At 73.5% G+C, this 19,065-nt stretch carries 18 protein-coding genes; 16 read left to right on the top strand and 2 right to left on the bottom strand.

Going from position 1 to position 19,065, the window contains the following annotated elements:
* Positions 1-79 precede the first annotated feature (79 nt).
* The 12 genes from rimP (at position 80) to ABZ570_RS07955 (ending at position 11,737) form a co-directional block, all read left to right on the top strand.
* Positions 80-763, top strand: coding sequence for a ribosome maturation factor RimP (gene rimP, locus ABZ570_RS08010; protein WP_358058631.1), 684 nt, complete (start codon positions 80-82; stop codon positions 761-763).
* Positions 760-1,803 (top strand): transcription termination factor NusA, encoded by a 1,044-nt coding sequence (gene nusA, locus ABZ570_RS08005; protein ID WP_358058628.1) that lies wholly within the window; start codon positions 760-762, stop codon positions 1,801-1,803. Before rimP ends, nusA begins: the two co-directional genes overlap by 4 nt.
* Before the next feature lie 16 nt (positions 1,804-1,819).
* Positions 1,820-2,155 carry a YlxR family protein gene (locus ABZ570_RS08000; RefSeq protein WP_358058625.1) on the top strand — a complete coding sequence of 112 codons (336 nt, stop codon included), beginning with the start codon at positions 1,820-1,822 and terminating at the stop codon, positions 2,153-2,155.
* Between the two features lie 93 nt (positions 2,156-2,248).
* The gene (infB, locus tag ABZ570_RS07995; RefSeq protein ID WP_358058622.1) at positions 2,249-5,242 is read left to right on the top strand and encodes a translation initiation factor IF-2; all 2,994 of its coding nucleotides are present in this window, start codon (positions 2,249-2,251) and stop codon (positions 5,240-5,242) included.
* Positions 5,243-5,319: 77 nt separating this feature from the next.
* The gene (locus tag ABZ570_RS07990; RefSeq protein WP_358058619.1) at positions 5,320-6,444 is read left to right on the top strand and encodes an SAM-dependent methyltransferase; all 1,125 of its coding nucleotides are present in this window, start codon (positions 5,320-5,322) and stop codon (positions 6,442-6,444) included.
* Between the two features lie 86 nt (positions 6,445-6,530).
* Positions 6,531-6,824, top strand: a complete 294-nt coding sequence (locus tag ABZ570_RS07985; RefSeq protein WP_358058616.1) for a DUF503 domain-containing protein — start codon at positions 6,531-6,533, stop codon at positions 6,822-6,824.
* Between the two features lie 243 nt (positions 6,825-7,067).
* Positions 7,068-7,586 (top strand): 30S ribosome-binding factor RbfA, encoded by a 519-nt coding sequence (gene rbfA / locus ABZ570_RS07980; RefSeq protein ID WP_358058613.1) that lies wholly within the window; start codon positions 7,068-7,070, stop codon positions 7,584-7,586.
* Positions 7,583-8,629, top strand: a complete 1,047-nt coding sequence (locus tag ABZ570_RS07975; RefSeq protein ID WP_358058610.1) for a bifunctional oligoribonuclease/PAP phosphatase NrnA — start codon at positions 7,583-7,585, stop codon at positions 8,627-8,629. Before rbfA ends, ABZ570_RS07975 begins: the two co-directional genes overlap by 4 nt.
* 65 nt (positions 8,630-8,694) lie before the next feature.
* The gene (locus ABZ570_RS07970; RefSeq protein WP_358058607.1) at positions 8,695-9,102 is read left to right on the top strand and encodes a hypothetical protein; all 408 of its coding nucleotides are present in this window, start codon (positions 8,695-8,697) and stop codon (positions 9,100-9,102) included.
* Complete coding sequence (locus ABZ570_RS07965) at positions 9,102-9,311, top strand: DUF6186 family protein (RefSeq protein WP_358058803.1); 210 nt, start codon at positions 9,102-9,104, stop codon at positions 9,309-9,311. Before ABZ570_RS07970 ends, ABZ570_RS07965 begins: the two co-directional genes overlap by 1 nt.
* Before the next feature lie 448 nt (positions 9,312-9,759).
* A complete protein-coding gene (locus tag ABZ570_RS07960; protein ID WP_358058604.1) occupies positions 9,760-10,278 on the top strand; it encodes an AAA family ATPase in 519 nt (172 codons plus the stop codon).
* Between the two features lie 130 nt (positions 10,279-10,408).
* Positions 10,409-11,737 (top strand): MATE family efflux transporter, encoded by a 1,329-nt coding sequence (locus tag ABZ570_RS07955; RefSeq protein ID WP_358058601.1) that lies wholly within the window; start codon positions 10,409-10,411, stop codon positions 11,735-11,737.
* A gap of 14 nt (positions 11,738-11,751) precedes the next feature.
* On the opposite strand, the gene ABZ570_RS07950 is transcribed toward ABZ570_RS07955, so the two are convergent.
* Positions 11,752-12,768, bottom strand: coding sequence for a hypothetical protein (locus ABZ570_RS07950; protein WP_358058598.1), 1,017 nt, complete (start codon positions 12,766-12,768; stop codon positions 11,752-11,754).
* Positions 12,769-12,929: 161 nt separating this feature from the next.
* Positions 12,930-13,973, bottom strand: coding sequence for a hypothetical protein (locus ABZ570_RS07945; RefSeq protein WP_358058595.1), 1,044 nt, complete (start codon positions 13,971-13,973; stop codon positions 12,930-12,932).
* Between the two features lie 152 nt (positions 13,974-14,125).
* On the opposite strand from ABZ570_RS07945, the gene truB reads away from it, so the two are divergent.
* From truB to ABZ570_RS07925, 4 genes are all read left to right on the top strand, one after another.
* On the top strand, positions 14,126-14,968 hold the full coding sequence (truB, locus tag ABZ570_RS07940; RefSeq protein ID WP_358058800.1) for a tRNA pseudouridine(55) synthase TruB: 843 nt from the start codon (positions 14,126-14,128) through the stop codon (positions 14,966-14,968).
* Positions 14,969-15,021: 53 nt separating this feature from the next.
* Complete coding sequence (locus tag ABZ570_RS07935; RefSeq protein WP_358058592.1) at positions 15,022-15,948, top strand: bifunctional riboflavin kinase/FAD synthetase; 927 nt, start codon at positions 15,022-15,024, stop codon at positions 15,946-15,948.
* A 259-nt stretch (positions 15,949-16,207) separates the two neighbouring features.
* On the top strand, positions 16,208-16,477 hold the full coding sequence (gene rpsO, locus ABZ570_RS07930) for a 30S ribosomal protein S15 (protein WP_358058589.1): 270 nt from the start codon (positions 16,208-16,210) through the stop codon (positions 16,475-16,477).
* Between the two features lie 223 nt (positions 16,478-16,700).
* Positions 16,701-19,065 (top strand): polyribonucleotide nucleotidyltransferase (locus ABZ570_RS07925; RefSeq protein ID WP_358058797.1); only part of this gene is annotated, 2,365 nt, incomplete at its 3' end.

The following is a 19,065-nucleotide window of genomic DNA, read 5'->3' as shown; positions in this document are numbered from 1 at the left end:
AGCCACCGGGCGCATCCGCCCCGGTGGCGTGCCGGCATGGCGGGCCGAACGGCCCGTCGGACAGGGAAGGGTGCGCCAGATGACGCAGCGTGGCCGTGCCACCAGGCCGACGGGGCCCTCCGGGCGACCCCGCCGGGCCGACGGCCCCCGTGGGGGGGACCGGGGCGGCGCGCCTCGCGGCGATCTGAACGCCCGCCGCGCCCGGCTGCGTGAGGTCATCGAGCCGGTGGTCACCGCCGCCGGGTACGACCTGGAGGATCTCTCCGTCTCCCGGGCCGGCCGCCGGCACGTGGTACGCGTGATCGTGGACGCCGACGGCGGGATCAACCTGGACGCCGTCGCGGACGTCTCGCGGGCGGTCTCCGCCGCGCTCGACGCGGCGGAGGAGGCCGCCGGCGACATCGTCGCCGGCGAGTACCAGCTCGAGGTCAGCTCGCCGGGCGTGGACCGGCCGCTCACCCTGCCCCGGCACTGGCGGCGCAACGTCGGCCGGCTGGTCAAGGTGACCGTGCGCGGCGCGGCCGGCGTGCCCGAGCAGCGGACGATCGGGGACCGCCAGCTCACCGGCCGGGTGGTCGAGGCCGACGACGAGCGCGTGGTGCTGGAAAGCGACGCCGGCCGCGCGGCACACCCGTACGCCGAGCTGGGCCCGGGCCGGGTCCAGGTGGAGTTCAGCCGCCTGGACGAGCTGGCCGACGACGAGGCCGGCGAGGACATCGACGACATTGACGACGAAGATGATGTGGAGGACGAGGAGAGGTGAACATCGACCTCGCGGCGCTGCGCGCACTGGAGCGCGAGCGGGAGATCCCGTTCGACACGATCCTCGCGGCTATCGAGACCGCGCTGCTGACCGCCTACCGGCACACCGAGGGCGCCGAGCCACACGCCCGGGTGGAGATCGACCGCAAGACCGGGGCCGCCTCGGTGTACGCCCAGGAGCTCGACGCGGACGGCACGGTGGTGCGGGAGTGGGACGACACCCCGCACGACTTCGGCCGGATCGCGGCCATGACGGCCAAGCAGGTGATCCTCCAGCGGCTGCGGGAGGCCACCGACGAGGTGCACTTCGGCGAGTACGCGGGCCGCGACGGTGACCTGGTCACCGGCGTGGTGCAGGCGCACGAGGCCCGCAAGGAGAAGGGCATCATCACCGTCGACCTGGGCAAGCTGGAGGGCGTCCTGCCCCAGTCCGAGCAGGTCCCCGGCGAGGACCCGCAGCACGGCGAGCGGATCCGCTGCGTCGTCGTGCACGTGGCCAAGGGAATGCGCGGCCCGCAGATCACGTTGTCCCGGTCGCACCCCGCGCTGGTGAAGAAGCTCTTCGCGCTGGAGGTGCCGGAGATCGCCGACGGCACGGTGGAGATCAGCGCGATCGCCCGTGAGGCAGGTCACCGTACGAAGATCGCGGTCCGCTCGACCGTGCCGGGCGTCAACGCCAAGGGCGCCTGCATCGGCCCGATGGGTCAGCGGGTCCGCGCGGTGATGAGCGAGCTGCACGGTGAGAAGATCGACATCATCGACTGGTCGGACGACCCGGCCACCTTCGTCGGCAACGCGCTCTCGCCGGCCAAGGCGCTGCGGGTCGAGGTCGTCGACCTGGCCAGCCGGACCGCCCGGGTGACCGTGCCGGACTTCCAGCTCTCGCTCGCGATCGGCCGGGAGGGGCAGAATGCCCGACTTGCGGCCCGGTTGACCGGTTGGCGGATCGACATCCGTTCCGATGCGGAGCAGGCCGGCGCCGGTGGCCGGAGCGGAGCTGATCACGTACCCGAGCCGGGCGGCGCGATCTCGAGCAGCTAGGGGTAGACTTCCTCCAGTGGCACGACGCGCGCTGCCGGAGCGCACCTGTGTGGGCTGCCGGAAACGAGCGCCGGCCAGCGAGTTGCTGCGGATCGTCGCGGTTGGTGACGAGGCTGATCACTTCAGCCTCCGGCCCGATCCGGCCCGCAGACTGCCGGGTCGGGGAGCGAACATGCACCCGGATCCGGCCTGCTTCGCGCAAGCGGTGCGGCGCCGCGCCTTCGGGCGGGCACTGCGCATCACCGGGGTCATCGACCACGGGGCGCTGGCGGAGCACGTTGACGCGCCATCCCCGACGACCGGTCAACCCGACCGGTCGCGGGTCGCTAGCAAGGTAGGACGACCGACATGAGCACACGATGAAGTCGCAGAAATGACCAGGCTTCAAGTGCACGAGTGAGGTCGCTGCGGGTGCTGCCCGCACGACCTCGGAGTGAGGAGTGCAGTGGCAGGAAAGGCCCGCGTACACGAGCTCGCCAAGGAGCTCGGGGTCGAAAGCAAGACCGTTCTCGCCAAGCTCAAGGAGATGGGCGAGTTCGTGAAGTCCGCGTCCAGCACCGTCGAGGCGCCCGTCGCCCGACGGCTGCGTAGCGCGTTCGTGGCGTCCGCCGGTTCGCCGGCGCCGGCCGCCCCGCCGGCGGCCGCGCCCACCCCGGCGCCCACCCCGACCCCGTCCCCGACCCCGGGTGCTCCCCGGGTGTCGGCCAAGCCCATGCCGCCGCGGCGGCCGACCCCGACCCCTGGGCCGAAGCCCAAGGGTCCGGTTCCGGGTCCGCCGCAGCCGGTGGCCAAGCCGGCGAGCGCGCACGACATCGAGGTGGCCGCCGCCGAGGCGCGTGCCGCCGCGCTGAAGGCTGAGCAGGAGGCCGCGGTCAAGGCCGCCCAGGCCGCCCGCCAGCAGCAGCGTGAGAACGTTCGCCGGGAGCCCCCGACCGAGGGTGGCCCCCGTCCCGGCCCGCGTCCGGGTCCGGGCGCCATGCCGTCCCGTCCGGGTGCCCCGGCCGCCGGTCGTCCCGGTGCGCCGACCCCGGGTCCGGGCGCGCGGCCCGGCGGTCGTCCGCCGGCGCGCGGTGCCGGCAACAACCCGTTCGGCATCCAGGGCGGTCAGCAGCAGCGGCCCCCGGCCGCCGGTGCGGGCGGTCCCCGGCCGAGCCCGGCCTCGATGCCGCCGCGGCCCAGCCCGGCCTCGATGCCGCCGCGGCCCAGCCCGGCCTCCATGCCGAGCCAGCGCCCGGGTCGCCCCGGCGGCCCCGGCGCGGGTCGTCCCGGTGGTGGCGGTGCCGGTCGCCCCGGTGGTGGCGGCGGTTTCCGCGGCGGTCCCGGTGGTGGCGGCGGCGGTGGCGGCGGCTACCGCGGCGGTCCCGGTGGTGGCGGCGGCGGTGGCGGCGGCTACCGCGGCGGTCCCGGTGGCGGCGGTGGTGCCGGTGCCGGTGCCGGTGGTGGCTTCCGTCCGGGTGCCCCGGCCGGTGGCGCCGGTCGTCCGGGTGGTGGCGGTCGTGGCCGTGGCGGCGGCGCCGCGGGTGCCTTCGGGCGTCCGGGTGGCCGGCCGACCCGTGGTCGTAAGTCGAAGAAGCAGCGCAGACAGGAGTTCGACAACCTGTCGGCCCCGACCATGTCCTCGGGCGCGCCCCGGGGCCAGGGTCAGGTCGTCCGGTTGTCCCGTGGCGCCTCGCTGTCGGACTTCGCCGACAAGATCAACGCCAACCCGGGTTCGCTGGTCCAGGAGATGTTCAACCTGGGCGAGATGGTGACCGCGACCCAGTCGTGCTCCGACGACACCCTGCTGCTGCTGGGTGAGCACCTCGGCTTCGACGTGCAGATCGTCAGCCCGGAGGACGAGGACCGCGAGCTGCTCGCGCAGTTCAACATCGACCTCGACGCGGAGGTGTCGGAGGACCGCCTGGTCAGCCGTGCGCCGGTGGTGACCGTCATGGGTCACGTCGACCACGGTAAGACCAAGCTGCTCGACGCGATCCGCAAGGCGAACGTGGTGGCCGGCGAGGCGGGTGGCATCACCCAGCACATCGGCGCGTACCAGGTCCACGTCCCGCACGAGGGCGAGGACCGCGCGGTGACCTTCATCGACACCCCGGGTCACGAGGCGTTCACCGCCATGCGTGCCCGTGGTGCCCAGGTGACGGACATCGTGATCCTGGTGGTGGCGGCCGACGACGGCGTGATGCCGCAGACCGTCGAGGCGCTCAACCACGCCAAGGCGGCGGACGTGCCGATCGTGGTTGCGGTCAACAAGGTCGACAAGCCGGAGGCCAACCCGGACAAGGTCCGCCAGCAGCTGACCGAGTACGGCCTGGTCGCCGAGGAGTACGGCGGCGACACCATGTTCGTCAACGTCGCGGCGAAGCCCGGCATCGGCATCGAGGACCTGCTCGAGGCCGTGCTGCTGACCGCCGACGCGTCGCTGGAGCTGACCGCTCCGATCGACGGGCCGGCTCAGGGTGTCGCGATCGAGGCGCACCTGGACAAGGGCCGCGGTTCGGTGGCGACCGTGCTGGTGCAGAAGGGCACCCTGCGGGCGGGCGACTCGATCGTCGCCGGTGGGGCGCACGGCCGGGTCCGGGCCATGCTGGACGAGAACGGCAAGCCGGTCGACGAGGCCGGTCCGTCGCGTCCGGTCATGGTGCTGGGTCTGACCACGGTGCCGGGTGCGGGTGACACCTTCCTGGCCGCCGAGGACGACCGGACCGTGCGGCAGATCGCCGAGCAGCGCCAGGCGCGGCGGCGGGCGGCGGCGTTCGCCAACTCCCGTGGCCGGGCCACCCTCGAGACGCTCATGGAGCAGCTCAAGGAGGGCGAGAAGACCTCGCTCAACCTGGTGCTCAAGGGCGACGGCTCCGGTTCCGTGGAGGCCCTCGAGGACGCGCTGTTCAACCTCGACATCCCGGAGGAGGTCCAGCTGCGGATCATCCACCGGGGCGTGGGTGCGATCACCGAGAGCGACGTCATGCTCGCGAGCGCCTCGTCCGAGGCGGTCACGATCATCGGCTTCAACGTGCGGGCCGCCAACAAGGTCCGCGAGATCGCCGACCGCGAGGGCGTGGAGATCCGGTACTACACGGTCATCTACCAGGCCATCGAGGAGATCGACGCCGCACTCAAGGGCCTGCTCAAGCCGGAGTACGAGGAGGTCGAGCTGGGGAGCGCGGAGATCCGCGACGTCTTCCGCTCGTCCAAGATCGGCAACATCTCCGGTTGTATCGTCCGGTCCGGTGTCATCCGCCGCAACGCCAAGGCGCGGCTGCTGCGGGACGGTGCGGTCGTGGCGGACAACCTCACGATCAGCTCCCTCAAGCGGTTCAAGGATGACGCGACGGAGGTCCGCGAGGGCTTCGAGTGTGGTCTGACGCTGGCCGGTTTCAACAACGTCCAGGTCGGCGACATCATCGAGACCTTCGAGATGCGGGAGAAGCCGCGCGCCTGAGCGGTGTGCACGAGACGACGGCCGGGGCCAGCGGGCCCCGGCCGTCGCCGTCTGCACAGGCTGCGACAATCTCCCGCGTGCTCAGGTACGCGCTGCTCCTCGCCCCCTCCGCCAACCGCGTCTACGCCGACGCGGCCAGCCGGCTGGCCCGCGCCGAACTGGCGGTCTTCGCCGGCTCGGGGGTGCTCGACGTGCCGCCGGTCGACGCCGCCGTGGAACGGATCGGCGGGGTGGAGTACCTGACCTTCGCCGCGCCGCAGCCGGGGCTGGGCGGGCGCGACCTGGCGTACCTGGCCAACCTGTCGGCGGCGTACGCGCTGTTCGAGCGGGTGGGCGACGACCTGCTCCGGCCGGTGCCGCTGCACCCCCTCGCCCGCTACGACGCCGACCTGATCACCATCCCGAAGTACGCGGGCAAGACCAACGAGCAGTTCACCCGGCTGCTGCTCAACGTCACCGTGCTCGCCTCCGCCGCGGCCGGCGGGATGCTGGACCGGCAACTGGTGGTGCTCGACCCGCTCTGCGGCCGCGGCACCACCCTCAACCAGGCGCTGATGTACGGCTACGACGGCATCGGCGTCGAGCACGACGGCAAGGACGTGGACGCGTACGCGGCGTTCCTGCGTACCTGGCTGCGCCGCAAGCGGCTCAAGCACACCGCCGAGACGGTGCCGGTACGCCGGGACCGCAAGCTCGTCGCCCGGCGGTTCGAGGCGGTGCTCGCCCCGTCCCGGGACGACCACCGGGCCGGGGCGACCCAGCGGGTCACCGTGCTGCACACCGACACCACCCGCGTCCGGGAGGTGCTGCGGCCGGGCTGCGCCGACGTGATCGTGACCGACGCGCCGTACGGGGTGGCGCACGGCAGCCGCACCGGGCAGGCGCTGTCGCGTAGCCCGCTGGACCTGCTCGGCGCGGCGGTGCCGGTCTGGCGACAGTTGCTGCGCCCCGGCGGGGCGCTGGGGCTGTCCTGGAACACTCTGGTGGCGCCCCGGGCGGCGGCCGAGGCGGTGCTGACCGAAGCGGGCCTGCGGGTGATGGACGGGCCCGGCTGGCGTGATCTCGCCCACCGGGTCGACCAGGCGATCGACCGGGACGTGCTGGTGGCGGTCGCGCCTGGCGACGACTCCAACCCGGCTGACGGCCATCATTCGGCCTCCGCGCCGCCTGGCGCCGCTCCGGACCGAGTACAGCCGGCCTGACACCGCGCCCCGCCCGGCAGCCGTCGCCGGACGCGTCGGCCGAAAAGGGGTGACCCGGCCGGCCGGTCCGCGTACCGTTGCTCGCCGTGTACACGGGAACCGCGCACTTCGACCTGTTGCTGCCGGGGGACTCCCGGTCCCTGAAGGCCAAGCGCTCGTACGTCCGGCCGATCGTCGCCGCGTTGCGCCGGTTGGAGGTGTCGGCCGCCGAGGTCGGGGCGCTCGATCTGCACGGCCGCGCCGAGATCGGGGTGGCCGTGGTGGCCGCCGAGCCGGCGCACGTCCGGGAGGTGCTCGACTCCTGCGAGCGCCTCGTGGCCGCCCGCCCGGAGACCGAGCTGCTCTCCGTCCGCCGCCGTCTCCACGGCGCTGAGGACTGAGCCCGCCACAGGCGTTAGGAAGGGCCCCTTCACCCCCACGAGGCGTTAACAGGGGGCCCTTCCTTGCACCGGCGGCCGTGCGCGGGGGGCGGGGCAGCGCGGGTACTGTTCGAGGTGTTGGGCGGTCGGACCCGGCGGCGCCCGCGCCGTCGTATCCGGCCGACGGCTCCAGTTCGCGGCGCGGCGTCAGACGCGCCGAGCTGGAGTCGTCGTTGGGAACAGAGAGCCCTGGAGGTGGGGGACATGACGGATCCGGCCAAGGTACGCCGGCACGCGGAGCGCATCCGTGAACTGGTCGCGTCGGTGGTGCGGAGCCAGATCAAGGACCCCCGGCTCGGGATGATCACCATCACCGACGCCCGGATCACCGCCGACCTGCGGGACGCCACCGTCTTCTACACGGTGCTCGGCGACGCGGCGGCCCAGGCCAGCACGGCCGCCGCGCTGGAGAGCGCGAAGGGCATGCTGCGCAGCACGGTCGGCAAGGCCCTCGGGCTGCGCCACTCGCCGACCCTGACGTTCGTCCTCGACGACGTGCAGGACCAGGTCAAGCACATCGACGACCTGCTCGCGGCGGCCCGCAACGCCGACGCGGAGGTGCAGCGGCTGGCGGCCAACGCCCAGTACGCGGGCGAGGCGCAGCCGTACCGGCTGGACGACGAGGACACCGAGGCCGAGGACGCCGGGACCGGCGCCGACGAGTCGCACGGCGCCGACGAGTCGCGCGGCGCCGACGAGCCGCACGGCGGCGACCGCCGGTGACCGCTCCCGCCGAGGGCGGTACGCCGGCCGGTGCCGGCCCCACCGACACCGACTGGGCGGCCGCCGTCGCGGCGGTACGCGAGCTCCCCGCCGACGCGCGGGTGCTGCTGATCTGCCACGTCAACCCGGACGGCGACGCGCTGGGCAGCATGCTCGGCTTCGGGCTGGGCCTGCGCCGCCGGGGCGTACGGCACCTCCAGGCGACCTTTCCCGGGCCGCCGGAGGTGCCCGAGCCGTTCCGCTGGCTGCCCGGGCTCGACCTGCTGGTGCCGCAGGACGACGCGTACCCGGATCCGGACCTGGTCGTCTGCTTCGACGCGGCGAGCGAGTCCCGGCTGGGCGACCTGGCCGGCCGGCTCGGCAAGGCCGGCACCGCGCTGGTGCTGGACCACCACGCCTCGAACACCCGGTTCGGGGGCATCCACCTGGTGGACCCGCACGCGGCGGCCACCTCGGTGGTCGCCGAGGGGCTGTTGGACCGGCTCGGGGTGCGGCTGGACGCGGAGATAGCCACCTGCCTCTACGTGGCGCTCAGCACGGACACCGGCTCGTTCCGCTTCGAGGCCACCACGCCCGAGGTGCACCGGATGGCGGCCCGGCTGCTGGCCACCGGCATCCGTCCCGGGGACATCTCCCGGCGGATCTTCGACACCCGGCCGTTCGGCGCGGTCCGGCTCTTCGGCGAGGTGCTGGGCCGGGCCCGACTGGAACCGGCGGCCGCCGCCGGGCACGGGCTGGTCTGGACGTACGCCACCCAGGACGACCTGGCCCGGTACGACCAGCCGGCGTACGTGCTGGAGGCGCTGATCGACTCGGTGCGCTGCACCGCCGAGGCGGACGTGAGCTGCGTGGTCAAGCAGGTCGCACCCGCCGAGTGGGCGGTCTCGCTGCGCAGCAAGGGCGCGGTGGACGTGAGCCGGGTGGCGGTGGCGTTGGGCGGCGGTGGGCACCGTTTCGCGGCCGGTTTCACCGGGCGGGGCACCGTCGACGAGGTGGTGGACCGGATCCGCGCCGAGCTGGACGGGGCGGTGCTGACGGCCTGAATTCAGGGACGACTCCGGGGCGTACCGGACTTCCGGCGCTCCGTGACGGTCGGGACAATCGGGTGATGGATCACCCCCGAGAGCTCACCGCCGAGGCGCCCCGAGCCTGGGACCGTCCGGTCGTCACCGTCCCGATGCTGATCTGTCTCTCCCTGGTCGGTGGCCAGTTCCCGTCCTTCTCCGCCCAGGCCAACCTCTACACCCTGGGCACCGGTGGCGCGTTGATCTGGATCGGCCTGAGCAACCGGGCGCCCCGACGGCCCGCGCCGGGCCGGTTGCCGTCGGGCGCGGTCTGGTGGTTGCTGCCGGTCACCGTCTTCGGGGTCTTCGAAGGGGCGACCTTCGTGTTGAACGTGGGCGACGATTTTCCCACCTTCTCCCGGTTGGCCGATCCGCTGCTGGAGGACCACCTGGTCCGCTCCGCGGCCTGGTTCGCCTGGCTGGCCGCGTTCTGGGGGCTGGTCCGCCGATGATGCGCGCCCTGGCGATCGGCGGTTTCCTGACCGCGTTGCTGCTCTTCGCGGCCGTCGAGTGGGCCGCCCGCCGGGAGGGCTCCAAGATCCCGTCGCTCGCCGACGTGTGCGCCTTCGTCATGCGCTACGAGGTGGGCCCGGTGCCGGTGGGGCGGATCGGCCTGTTCGGCTTCTGGTGGTGGCTCGGCTGGCACTTCCTCGCCCGCTGACCGGGCTCCCCGATGGTGTCCGCATCCCGGGAAGTGCGGGCGGCAGCAGGAAAGTGAACGTTAATTTGGGTGCGGACCGGTGCTCCGGCGCTGGTCACGGGCGGTGGCGTCGACACCCGGTGCCGCCTCCCTCCAGGGTCAGACCGACCCGGGCTCACGCCGCCAGGCGCGCCGCTCCGGTGATCCCGGACCGCCGCCCCGGCGCTCACCGAAACGCCCGTAGGGCCACCGGCTGCCGGTGGTCCGCACCCTGGAAGGGAACTTTCATGGCGACCAAGCGCAAGCCGCGGACCGAGACCACGACCACCGAGGAGACGCGCGAGCAGATGCGCCGCGCGCTGCAGACCTCGATGGACACCCGTCAGTGACGGGTGCCGCCCGGCGGTGACGCGGTAGGCCACGACGTCACCGCCGCCCCGTACGGCGCGCCCGGCGCTACCCTCGCCCGGTGCGCCGCATCCTGATCGTCGGCAGCTCGGGGGCCGGTAAGAGCACGCTCGCCCGCGAGGTCGCCCGCCGCCTCGACCTCCCGCTGATCCACCTCGATCGCCACTTCTGGCGGCCGGGCTGGATCGCTGCCACGGACGCCGACTTCCGGGCCGAGGTCGCCCGGCTCGCCGCCCGTTCGGCCTGGGTCATGGACGGCAACTACCGCAGCACGCTCGATCTCCGGCTGCCCCGCGCCGACCTGCTGGTGCTCTGTGACCCGCCGTGGCCGCTCTGCCTCGCCCGGGTGCTGCGTCGGCGCTGGGCGTACCGGGCCACGCCCCGGCCCGACCTGCCGGACGGCTGCCCCGAGCAGCTCGACCTGCAGTTTCTCCGTTACGTGTGGCGGTACCCCCGCCGGTCCCGGCCCCTGGTGTACGCGGCCGTCGCCGCCCACGCCCCCGAGGTGCCGGTGATCCGCCTCCGCACCCGCGCCGACACCCGCCGCTGGCTGGCCACCCTCCCCGCCCCGTCCCGGTGATCATGAGGTTGGCGGCGGTTGCGGAGATCGACAGCGCCGCCACCCTCGTGATCAACGTGGGCTGGGCGGCGGATTGGTAAGCGGTGGGGGTGCTTGTGTTCCTTACTGAGGCGTGTCAGGATCGGCGGCGATGAGTCAGATCGCCGCCCCTGCCAGTTCGCCCACCGTCTCGGCCCGCCGGATCGCCGCGCTCGCCCTGCCCGCCCTGGTGGTGCTCGCCGCCGAGCCGCTCTACGTCCTGGTCGACACGGCGGTGGTCGGTCACCTGGGCCGCGTACCGCTCGCCGCGCTCGCCGTCGGCGGTACGGTGCTGACCCTGACGGCCTGGCTCGGCACCGTCGTCGCGTACGGCACCACGGGGCGGTCCGCCCGGCGGTTCGGCTCGGGGGACCGGGCCGCGGCGGTGGCCGAAGGCGTCCAGGCATCCTGGCTCGCCCTGACCGTCGGCGTGCTGGTGGCGCTCGCCATGCAGGTCGGCGGCGGATGGCTGGCGCGTACCCTCGTCGGCGGCCCGGGCGAGGTGGCCGACGCCGCCGCCGGCTGGCTGCGGATCGCGGCGCTCGGCGCGCCCGGCCTGCTGCTGGCCGCCGCCGGCAACGGCTGGCTGCGCGGCATCCAGGACACTCGACGCCCGCTGCTCTTCGTGCTCGCGCCCAACCTGCTCTCCGCGCTGCTCTGCCCGCTGCTGGTCTACCCGGCCGGGCTCGGGCTGGTCGGCTCGGCGGTGGCGAACGTCATCGCGCAGACCATCTCCGGCGGCCTCTTCGCGGCGGCGCTGGTGCGCGAGCGGATCTCCCTGCGCCCCCGGCCGCGGCTGATCCGCCAGCAGCTCGTGCTCAGCCGCGACCTGCTCATCCGGGGGGTCGCCTTCCAGGCCAGCTTCCTCTCCGCCACCGCCGTCGCGGCCCGGTTCGGCGCCGCGGCGGTCGGCGCCCACCAGATCGCCGTACAGCTGTGGTTCTTCACCGCGCTGGTGCTGGACGCCCTCGCGATCGCCGCGCAGGCGCTGATCGGCGCGGCGCTCGGGGCCGGCGACGCCGCCGGCGCGCGCGCCCTGGCCCGCCGGATCGCCCTGCTCGGCGGGGCCTGCGGCGTGGCCTTCGCGGTGCTCATCGCCGCCGGCGCCGGCCTGGTGCCGTCCTGGTTCAGCTCCGATCCGCAGGTACGCGAGCAGGCGATGGTCGCCTGGCCGTGGTTCGTCGCGCTCCAGCCGATCGGCGGGGTGGTCTTCGCCCTCGACGGCGTGCTGATCGGCGCGGGCGACGTCCGCTACCTGCGCAACCTCACCATCGTGGCGGCGCTGGGCGGCTTCCTGCCCGCCATCTGGCTGGCCTACGGGCTCGATCTCGGGCTGGGCGGGATCTGGGCCGGGCTGACGCTGTTCGTGGTGCTCCGGCTGGTCGCGCTGCTGCTGCGGGTGCGCTCCGGCGGCTGGGCGGTGGTCGGCGCGGTCCGCTGACCACCGCCGCCGCCTCAGCAGTCCTCGCCGTCGCCCGGCTTCCAGCCCGGTTCGTAGATGTCGCCGGTCGGCCCCGGCGTCGGGCGCCGGTAGCGGGCGGTGGGGTCGTACTCCAGGGCGAGGTAGCCCTGCACCATCGCGTCGCAGGGCGCGTTCGCGACCGTCACCGCGGCCGAGCCGATCCAGAGTCCCCGGGACGACGCCCGGACGTCGTCCGGGTGGGGGAACTGCCAGACGACCTCGTCGCGCACGGTCACCAGCTCGGCGCCGGGCGGGTACGCCTGCGCCTGGAACAGGTCGAACGAGTAGACCCAGATGAACCGGGTGGTGATGGCCAGCACGCGGACGCCGTCGTCGGTGGTCGTGGCGGCGTATTCGATCGTGCCACGGGCGCGGATACCGTCCTGCGGCACGAAGGCGGGGTCGGCGTCGCGGCGGATCCGGCTGGCATAGCCGAGGCCGACGCCCCGGGCCAGGTCGTCGGTGACCCCGGCCCGCGCGTCGGGGGCGAGCCGGGCGAGGAACGCCTTCGGGTCGCCGTACAGCATGTCCTTGCCCAGCCGGCCGGCGACCAGTGCTGCCCGGACGACGGACAGCGCGTCCGTGACCTGCTTCTGCGTGAACGGGCCGGCCGGTCGGGCGGCCGGCAGGACGATCGCCTGCTCGCCCTCGACGAAGTGCTCGGCGGGCGTGTCGAGGTAGACGCCCAGGGTGTTGCCGTCGGCGTCGAGCTGTCGCGGCGCCTTGGTGGTCCGGGACCCCAGCACCACCTCGCCGTGGTTCACCTTGTCGACGAAGCGCCAGCCGGCGGTGCCGAGGAAGCCGAGGAGGCCGACGACCAGCAACAAGCCGACGGCGCCGAGCAGCTTCCCGCTGTGCCGCTCCCAGCCGAGGTGCAGCCGCTCCCGCCGGGTCAGTTCGTGTTCCTGAACCGGATGGCGCATCCAGTCGGGCACCTTGACAGCCTCGTCGGGCGCGAACATCTCGTCGAGGCGGCGCGACGGCTCGGGCTTCTGCTGTTGGTCGGTCATTCCCGTTCTTTCGGACCGGTCGACGTCCGCCCCGGCAGGCCATCCCGGCGGGGGAGCGGTTCGCGTCAGAGCTTGTCGGTCGGAGATCTTGAAGACAGGCGAGGGGACGCGGGGAGTTTGCCCTACCGGACGGCGCGGCCGCCACCCCGTTCGGGCTCGATTCAGCAGGTGTCCTCGATGTCCAGGATCCGGTCCGGGTCGAAGACCTCGTTCTGTTCCGGATCGGCCGGGACGTCGTGGTCGGGCGCGCCCGGACGGAGCAGGCCCTTGTCGAAGGCCGCGCAGTCGATGTTGGAGGCGTAGGAGTGCGCGTCCTCGATCCACAGCCCGTTCGAATCGGCGTCGACGTCATCGGGATGCGGCACGCTCCAGACCACCATGTCGTGCACCACGACCAGTCCGTCGCCCGGTACCGCGCTGCTGGTCCGGAAGGCGTACGCCCAGACGAGGTTGGTGGTCACCGCCAGGATGCGGATGCCGTCGGCGTCCTTCGTCGCCCGGTAGGTGATCCGGCCCTTCACCCGGGGCTGGTCGGCGGTGAGCCGGGCGCCGGGTGCCAGCCGGGTGGCGTACGCGGCAGACGTGCCTGATGTGAAGGCCTTGCGCTGGTTGGCGCGGGCGTCCGGGGCGAACTGCCGGACCAACGGTTCAGGATCCTTCCTGGTCATGAACCGGCGGTCCAGCCGCGCGGTCACCACGGCCTTCCGGACCTTCGCCAGCGCGGCCGCCACCTGCTTCTCGGTGAACGGGCCGGTCCGTTTCGCGACCGGCAGGACGATCCCCGCCTGCCCCTGCGGGAACGTGGCGGCCGGGGTGCCGTCGAACGGACTGATCGCCGCGGGCGACGGCGACGCGGGCGGCGGGGACGCGGACGGCGGGGACGCGGGCGGCGGCGACGCGGACATGCGGCCGTGCTCGCCGGCCGGTCGGCTCGTCGCCGCGTATGGCACCGGTCGCCCGCCCGCCTCCGGCATCGACACCAGCACGGCGCCGCCGACCACCCCGATGTAGGTGAGCAGCACCAGCACGGTCGCGATCAGGCCGGCGTGCCGCCTCAGCCGGCTCCGCAGCCGGTCGCCGCGCCTCGCGTCGGTGTCCGCGGGTGGCTGGCGCAACCACTCCGGGGCCGTCCCGGGTTCTCCGCCGGAGCCGGACGGCGGGCCGGGTTGACGCGGTGGTGGGGAGGTCGGCCGGTTGTCGGTCATCACGGCCCCCGAGTACGCGAGTGGGCGAGGTGTCACCGATTGTCACACTTCGTCGGGCGGCGCGATACCCCCGTCACGGGCGACACGGGGCTCTGGCAGGCTTGGCGGTCGTGAGCACAGACGGTCTGATCGTGGTCGACAAACCCGGCGGCATGACCTCGCACGACGTGGTGGCGCGGATCCGGCGACTGGCGCGTACCCGCCGGGTCGGGCACGGCGGGACGCTGGACCCGATGGCCACCGGGGTGCTGGTGATCGGGGTGGGGCGGGCGACCCGTCTGCTCACCTACATGATCGGCGCCGGCAAGAGCTACACCGCGACGATCCGGCTGGGCCAGGCCACCGTCACCGACGACGCCGAGGGCGACGTGATCGCCACCACCTCGACCGTCGGGGTGACCGACGACGGCGTCCGCGCCGCGCTCGCCGCCCAGACCGGCGAGATCGACCAGGTGCCCAGCGCCGTCAGCGCCATCAAGATCAATGGTCAGCGGGCGTACAAGCGGGTCCGCGAGGGGGAGAGCGTCGAGCTGCCCGCCCGCCGGGTCACCATCTCCCGACTGGACGTCCTGGCGATCCGCCGGGACGCCCCGGACGTGGTGGACGTGGACGTGGACGTGACCTGTTCCTCCGGGACGTACATCCGGGCCATCGCCCGGGACGCGGGCCTGGCGCTCGGGGTCGGCGGCCACCTGACCGCGCTGCGCCGCACCGCCGTGGGCGGCTTCACCCTGGCCGAGGCGGCCACCCTCGACACGCTGGAGCGGTGCGCTCCCGACGTGGTCAACCTGCCCCTGGCCGCGGCCGCCGACCGGTTCTTCCCGCGCCGGGACGCCACCGGCGACGAGGCGAAGGTCCTCGCCCACGGTGGCCCGCTCGACGTGGTCGGCATCGCCGGCCCGTACGCCGTCTTCGGACCCGACGGCGGGTTGATCGCTATCGTCAGCGAGCGGGACGGGCGGGCCCGTGCGGAGATCGTGCTGGCCCCGGCCTGACGACGGCGGTGGCGAGCAGGGGACGACGGCGGCGGCGAGCAGGGGAGGACGGCATGCAGCGGTGGCGGGGGTACGAGGCGGCACCCGGGGGCTGGGGGCGCTCGGTGGTCACCATCGGCGTCTTCGACGGGGTGCACAAGGGGCATCAGGCCACCATCGGCCACGCCGTGGCGCGCGCCCGTGAGCTGGGGGTCAAGTCGGTGGTGGTGACCTTCGACCCGCACCCGGCCGAGGTGGTCCGCCCCGGCTCGCACCCCGCGGTGCTCACCGAACCGGCCCGCAAGGCGGAGCTGATCGAGGCGCTCGGCGTCGACGTGCTCTGCGTGGTGCCGTTCACCCCGGAGTTCTCCCGGCTGCCGGCCGAGGCGTTCGTGCACGACATCCTGGTCGAGCACCTGCACGCCGCGCTGGTGGTGGTCGGCGAGAACTTCCGGTTCGGGCACCGGGCGGCCGGCGACGTGGCCCTGCTGGAGCGGTTGGGCCGCACCTTCGGCTTCGCGGCGGAGGGCGGCCCGCTGGTCGCCGAGGCGGGGACGGTCTTCTCCTCCACGTACATCCGTTCCTGCGTCGACGCGGGCGACGTGGCCGCGGCGGCCGCCGCGCTCGGCCGTCCGCACCGGGTCGAGGGCGTGGTGGTCCGCGGCGACCAGCGCGGACGTGAGCTGGGCTACCCGACGGCCAACCTGCTGACCCACCGGTACGCGGCGGTCCCCGCCGACGGGGTGTACGCCGCCCGCCTGGTGCGCCGCGGGCGGGAGCCGCTCGCGGCGGCCGTCTCCATCGGCACCAACCCGACCTTCTCCGGCCGGGAGCGCCGGGTGGAGGCGTACGTGCTCGACTTCTCCGGCGACCTGTACGGCGAGCGGCTGGCCCTGGACTTCGTGGCGCACCTGCGGGAACAGCGGACGTACGACTCGATCGAGCCGTTGGTGGCCCAGATCGCCGAGGACGTGGAGCGGACCCGCCGCGCGTTCGGCTGAGCCCGCCGCCCCCGCCCAGGCGGGCCGACGCGACCGGCGCCCGCCTTGCTCCGGCCCGCCCGCCGCCCCTGCTCCGGCCGGCGCGCCGCCCTTCACCGGGCGGTTCCCGGCCGGGCTGGTAGTCTGAGAGGGACGTCGGCTGACCGACGTGGGGCCTCGCGTGCCTGCACGACGCCGCGGGTGCGAGGACCGGTCCGATCCCCGGTCGCCCCGAGCGACCCGCCGGACCTCATCGAACGACCCACGAAACAGGGAGAACATGGCGCTCGACCAGGAAGCCAAGGCCAAGATCCGCTCCGAGTACGCGACCCAGGAGGGCGACACCGGTTCGCCCGAGGTGCAGGTCGCGGTCCTCACCAAGCGGATCGCCGAGCTCACCGAGCACCTGAAGGTGCACAAGCACGACCACCACAGCCGTCGCGGGCTGCTGCTGCTGGTCGGCCGTCGCCGTCGGCTGCTCAACTACGTCCAGAAGAAGGACATCAACCGCTACCGGTCGCTCATCGAGCGGCTCGGTCTGCGCCGGTGACGTGACGGGGGAGTGGCCTGCGGCCGCTCCCCCGTTCCGGTACCACTGAAAGAACCCGGGTCACGCGACCACCCGAGAGGGAGCCGGTCAGCGTACCGGTCTCCGGTAGTGGCCCCCGGGCACGCCGGCATCGTGCCGGCCACCCGGGCGCTTCGATCGAAGACCGGCCGTCTGAGCAGCTCCCGTGTCGTGGACCCCCGACGCGAAGGAGCACGACAGCACCATGACCGAGACCAACCTCGGCACCGAATCCCGCACCGCCGTGATCGACAACGGGTCCTTCGGCACCCGTGAGATCACCTTCTCCACCGGTCGGCTGGCCCGCCAGGCCGCCGGCTCCGTCATCGCCCAGCTCGGCGAGACGGTCGTCCTCTCCGCCACCACCGCCGGCAAGCAGCCGCGGGAGCAGTTCGACTTCTTCCCACTGACGGTGGACGTCGAGGAGCGGATGTACGCCGCGGGCCGCATCCCCGGCTCGTTCTTCCGCCGTGAGGGCCGGCCCAGCGAGGACGCCATCCTCACCTGCCGGCTGATCGACCGGCCGCTGCGCCCGTCCTTCGTCAAGGGCCTGCGCAACGAGGTCCAGGTCGTCGAGACCGTCCTCGCGCTCGACCCGCAGCACCCGTATGACGTCGTGGCGATCAACGCCGCCTCGATGTCGACCAAGCTCTCCGGCCTGCCGTTCTCCGGCCCGATCGGGGCCACCCGGATGGCCCACGTCGACGGCCAGTGGGTCGCCTTCCCGACGTACGAGGAGCTGGAGCGGGCCACCTTCGACATGGTGGTGGCCGGCCGGGCCCTGCCGGACGGCGACGTCGCGATCATGATGGTCGAGGCCGAGGCCACCGAGCACACCGTGAAGCTGGTCGCCGGCGGGGCGACCGCCCCGACCGAGGAGGTCGTCGCCAGCGGCCTGGAGGCCGCCAAGCCGGCCATCCGGGAGCTGTGCCGGGCGCAGAGCGAGCTGGCCGAGGTGGCCGCCAAGCCGGTCGCCGAGTTCCCGGTCTTCCTGGACTACGCCGACGACGCGTACGAGGCGGTCGCCGAGCTGGCCCGCGCCGAGGTCGCCGAGGCCCTGAAGATCGCCGGCAAGCACGACCGCGAGGAGGCTCTGGACCGGGTCAAGGCCAAGGTCGTCGAGGAGCTCGGCCCGCGCTTCGAGGGCCGGGAGAAGGAGCTCTCCGCCGCCTTCCGGTCGCTGACCAAGTCCGAGGTCCGCAGCCGGGTGCTGCGCGAGCAGGTCCGCATCGACGGCCGGGGCCCGCGCGACATCCGCCCGCTGACCGCCGAGGTCGGCGTGCTGCCCCGGGTGCACGGCTCGGCGCTCTTCGAGCGCGGCGAGACCCAGATCCTGGGCGTCACCACGCTGAACATGCTGCGCATGGAGCAGTCGCTGGACACCCTCTCCCCGGAGAAGTCCAAGCGCTACATGCACAACTACAACTTCCCGCCGTACTCCACCGGGGAGACCGGCCGGGTCGGGTCGCCGAAGCGGCGCGAGATCGGCCACGGCGCCCTCGCGGAGCGGGCGCTCATCCCGGTGCTGCCGTCGCGCGAGGAGTTCCCGTACGCGATCCGGCAGGTCTCGGAGGCCCTCGGCTCCAACGGCTCCACCTCGATGGGCTCGGTCTGCGCCTCGACGCTGGGCCTGCTCTCGGCGGGTGTGCCGCTGAAGGCTCCGGTCGCCGGCATCGCCATGGGCCTCATCTCCGACGAGGTCGAGGGCAAGACCCGGTACGTGACGCTGACCGACATCCTCGGCGCCGAGGACGCGTTCGGCGACATGGACTTCAAGGTCGCCGGCACCCGGGACTTCGTCACCGCGCTCCAGCTCGACACCAAGCTCGACGGCATCCCGTCGGACGTGCTGGCCGCCGCGCTGCAGCAGGCGCACGAGGCCCGGCAGACCATCCTCGACGTGATGCAGTCGGCGATCGAGGCCCCGGCCGCGATGAGCGACTACGCGCCGCGGGTCACCACCGTCAAGATCCCGGTCGACAAGATCGGCATGGTGATCGGCCCGAAGGGCCAGACCATCAACGCCATCCAGGACGAGACCGGTGCCGAGATCTCCATCGAGGACGACGGCACCATCTACGTCGGCGCGACCAACGGCCCGTCGGCCCAGGCCGCGGTCGAGCGGATCAACGCGATCGCCAACCCGACCCTGCCGAAGGTCGGCGACCGGTTCCTCGGCACCGTGGTGAAGACCGCCGCGTTCGGCGCCTTCGTCTCGCTGCTCCCCGGCCGCGACGGCCTGCTGCACATCTCGAAGGTGGGCGACGGCAAGCGGGTCGAGAAGGTCGAGGACTTCCTCAACGTCGGGGACAAGGTCGAGGTGGAGATCGCCGACATCGACCAGCGCGGCAAGATCTACCTGGACAAGGTCCGCCCGGAGGGCGCCGAGGCGCCGGCCGCCGAGGAGGCCGCCGGTGGCGAGCGTCCCGCCGGCCGGGACCGGGGCGACCGTGGCCCGCGCGACCGGGGCGACCGCGAGCGCGGCGGCCGCGGCCCGGAGCGGGGCGAGGGCGAGCCGGCACGAGCCGCTGCCGCAGCGACACCACGAGCACGCCCCACACCATCGCGTG

This window comes from Micromonospora sp. NPDC007271, assembly GCF_040634005.1.
Classification (GTDB): Bacteria; Actinomycetota; Actinomycetes; order Mycobacteriales; family Micromonosporaceae; genus Micromonospora.
This window is presented reverse-complemented; position numbering and strand designations above follow the sequence as displayed.

Excerpts from the sequence above, each read along its gene's own strand:
- truB (WP_358058800.1), top strand. The coding sequence starts at position 14,126 with ATGACCTCGCACGACGTGGTGGCGCGGATCCGGCGACTGGCGCGTACC.
- ABZ570_RS07935 (WP_358058592.1), top strand. The coding sequence starts at position 15,022 with ATGCAGCGGTGGCGGGGGTACGAGGCGGCACCCGGGGGCTGGGGGCGC.
- rpsO (WP_358058589.1), top strand. The coding sequence starts at position 16,208 with ATGGCGCTCGACCAGGAAGCCAAGGCCAAGATCCGCTCCGAGTACGCG.
- ABZ570_RS07965 (WP_358058803.1), top strand. The coding sequence starts at position 9,102 with ATGCGCGCCCTGGCGATCGGCGGTTTCCTGACCGCGTTGCTGCTCTTC.
- ABZ570_RS07950 (WP_358058598.1), bottom strand. The coding sequence starts at position 12,768 with ATGACCGACCAACAGCAGAAGCCCGAGCCGTCGCGCCGCCTCGACGAG.
- ABZ570_RS07970 (WP_358058607.1), top strand. The coding sequence starts at position 8,695 with ATGGATCACCCCCGAGAGCTCACCGCCGAGGCGCCCCGAGCCTGGGAC.
- rimP (WP_358058631.1), top strand. The coding sequence starts at position 80 with ATGACGCAGCGTGGCCGTGCCACCAGGCCGACGGGGCCCTCCGGGCGA.
- ABZ570_RS07945 (WP_358058595.1), bottom strand. The coding sequence starts at position 13,973 with ATGACCGACAACCGGCCGACCTCCCCACCACCGCGTCAACCCGGCCCG.
- ABZ570_RS07955 (WP_358058601.1), top strand. The coding sequence starts at position 10,409 with ATGAGTCAGATCGCCGCCCCTGCCAGTTCGCCCACCGTCTCGGCCCGC.
- rbfA (WP_358058613.1), top strand. The coding sequence starts at position 7,068 with ATGACGGATCCGGCCAAGGTACGCCGGCACGCGGAGCGCATCCGTGAA.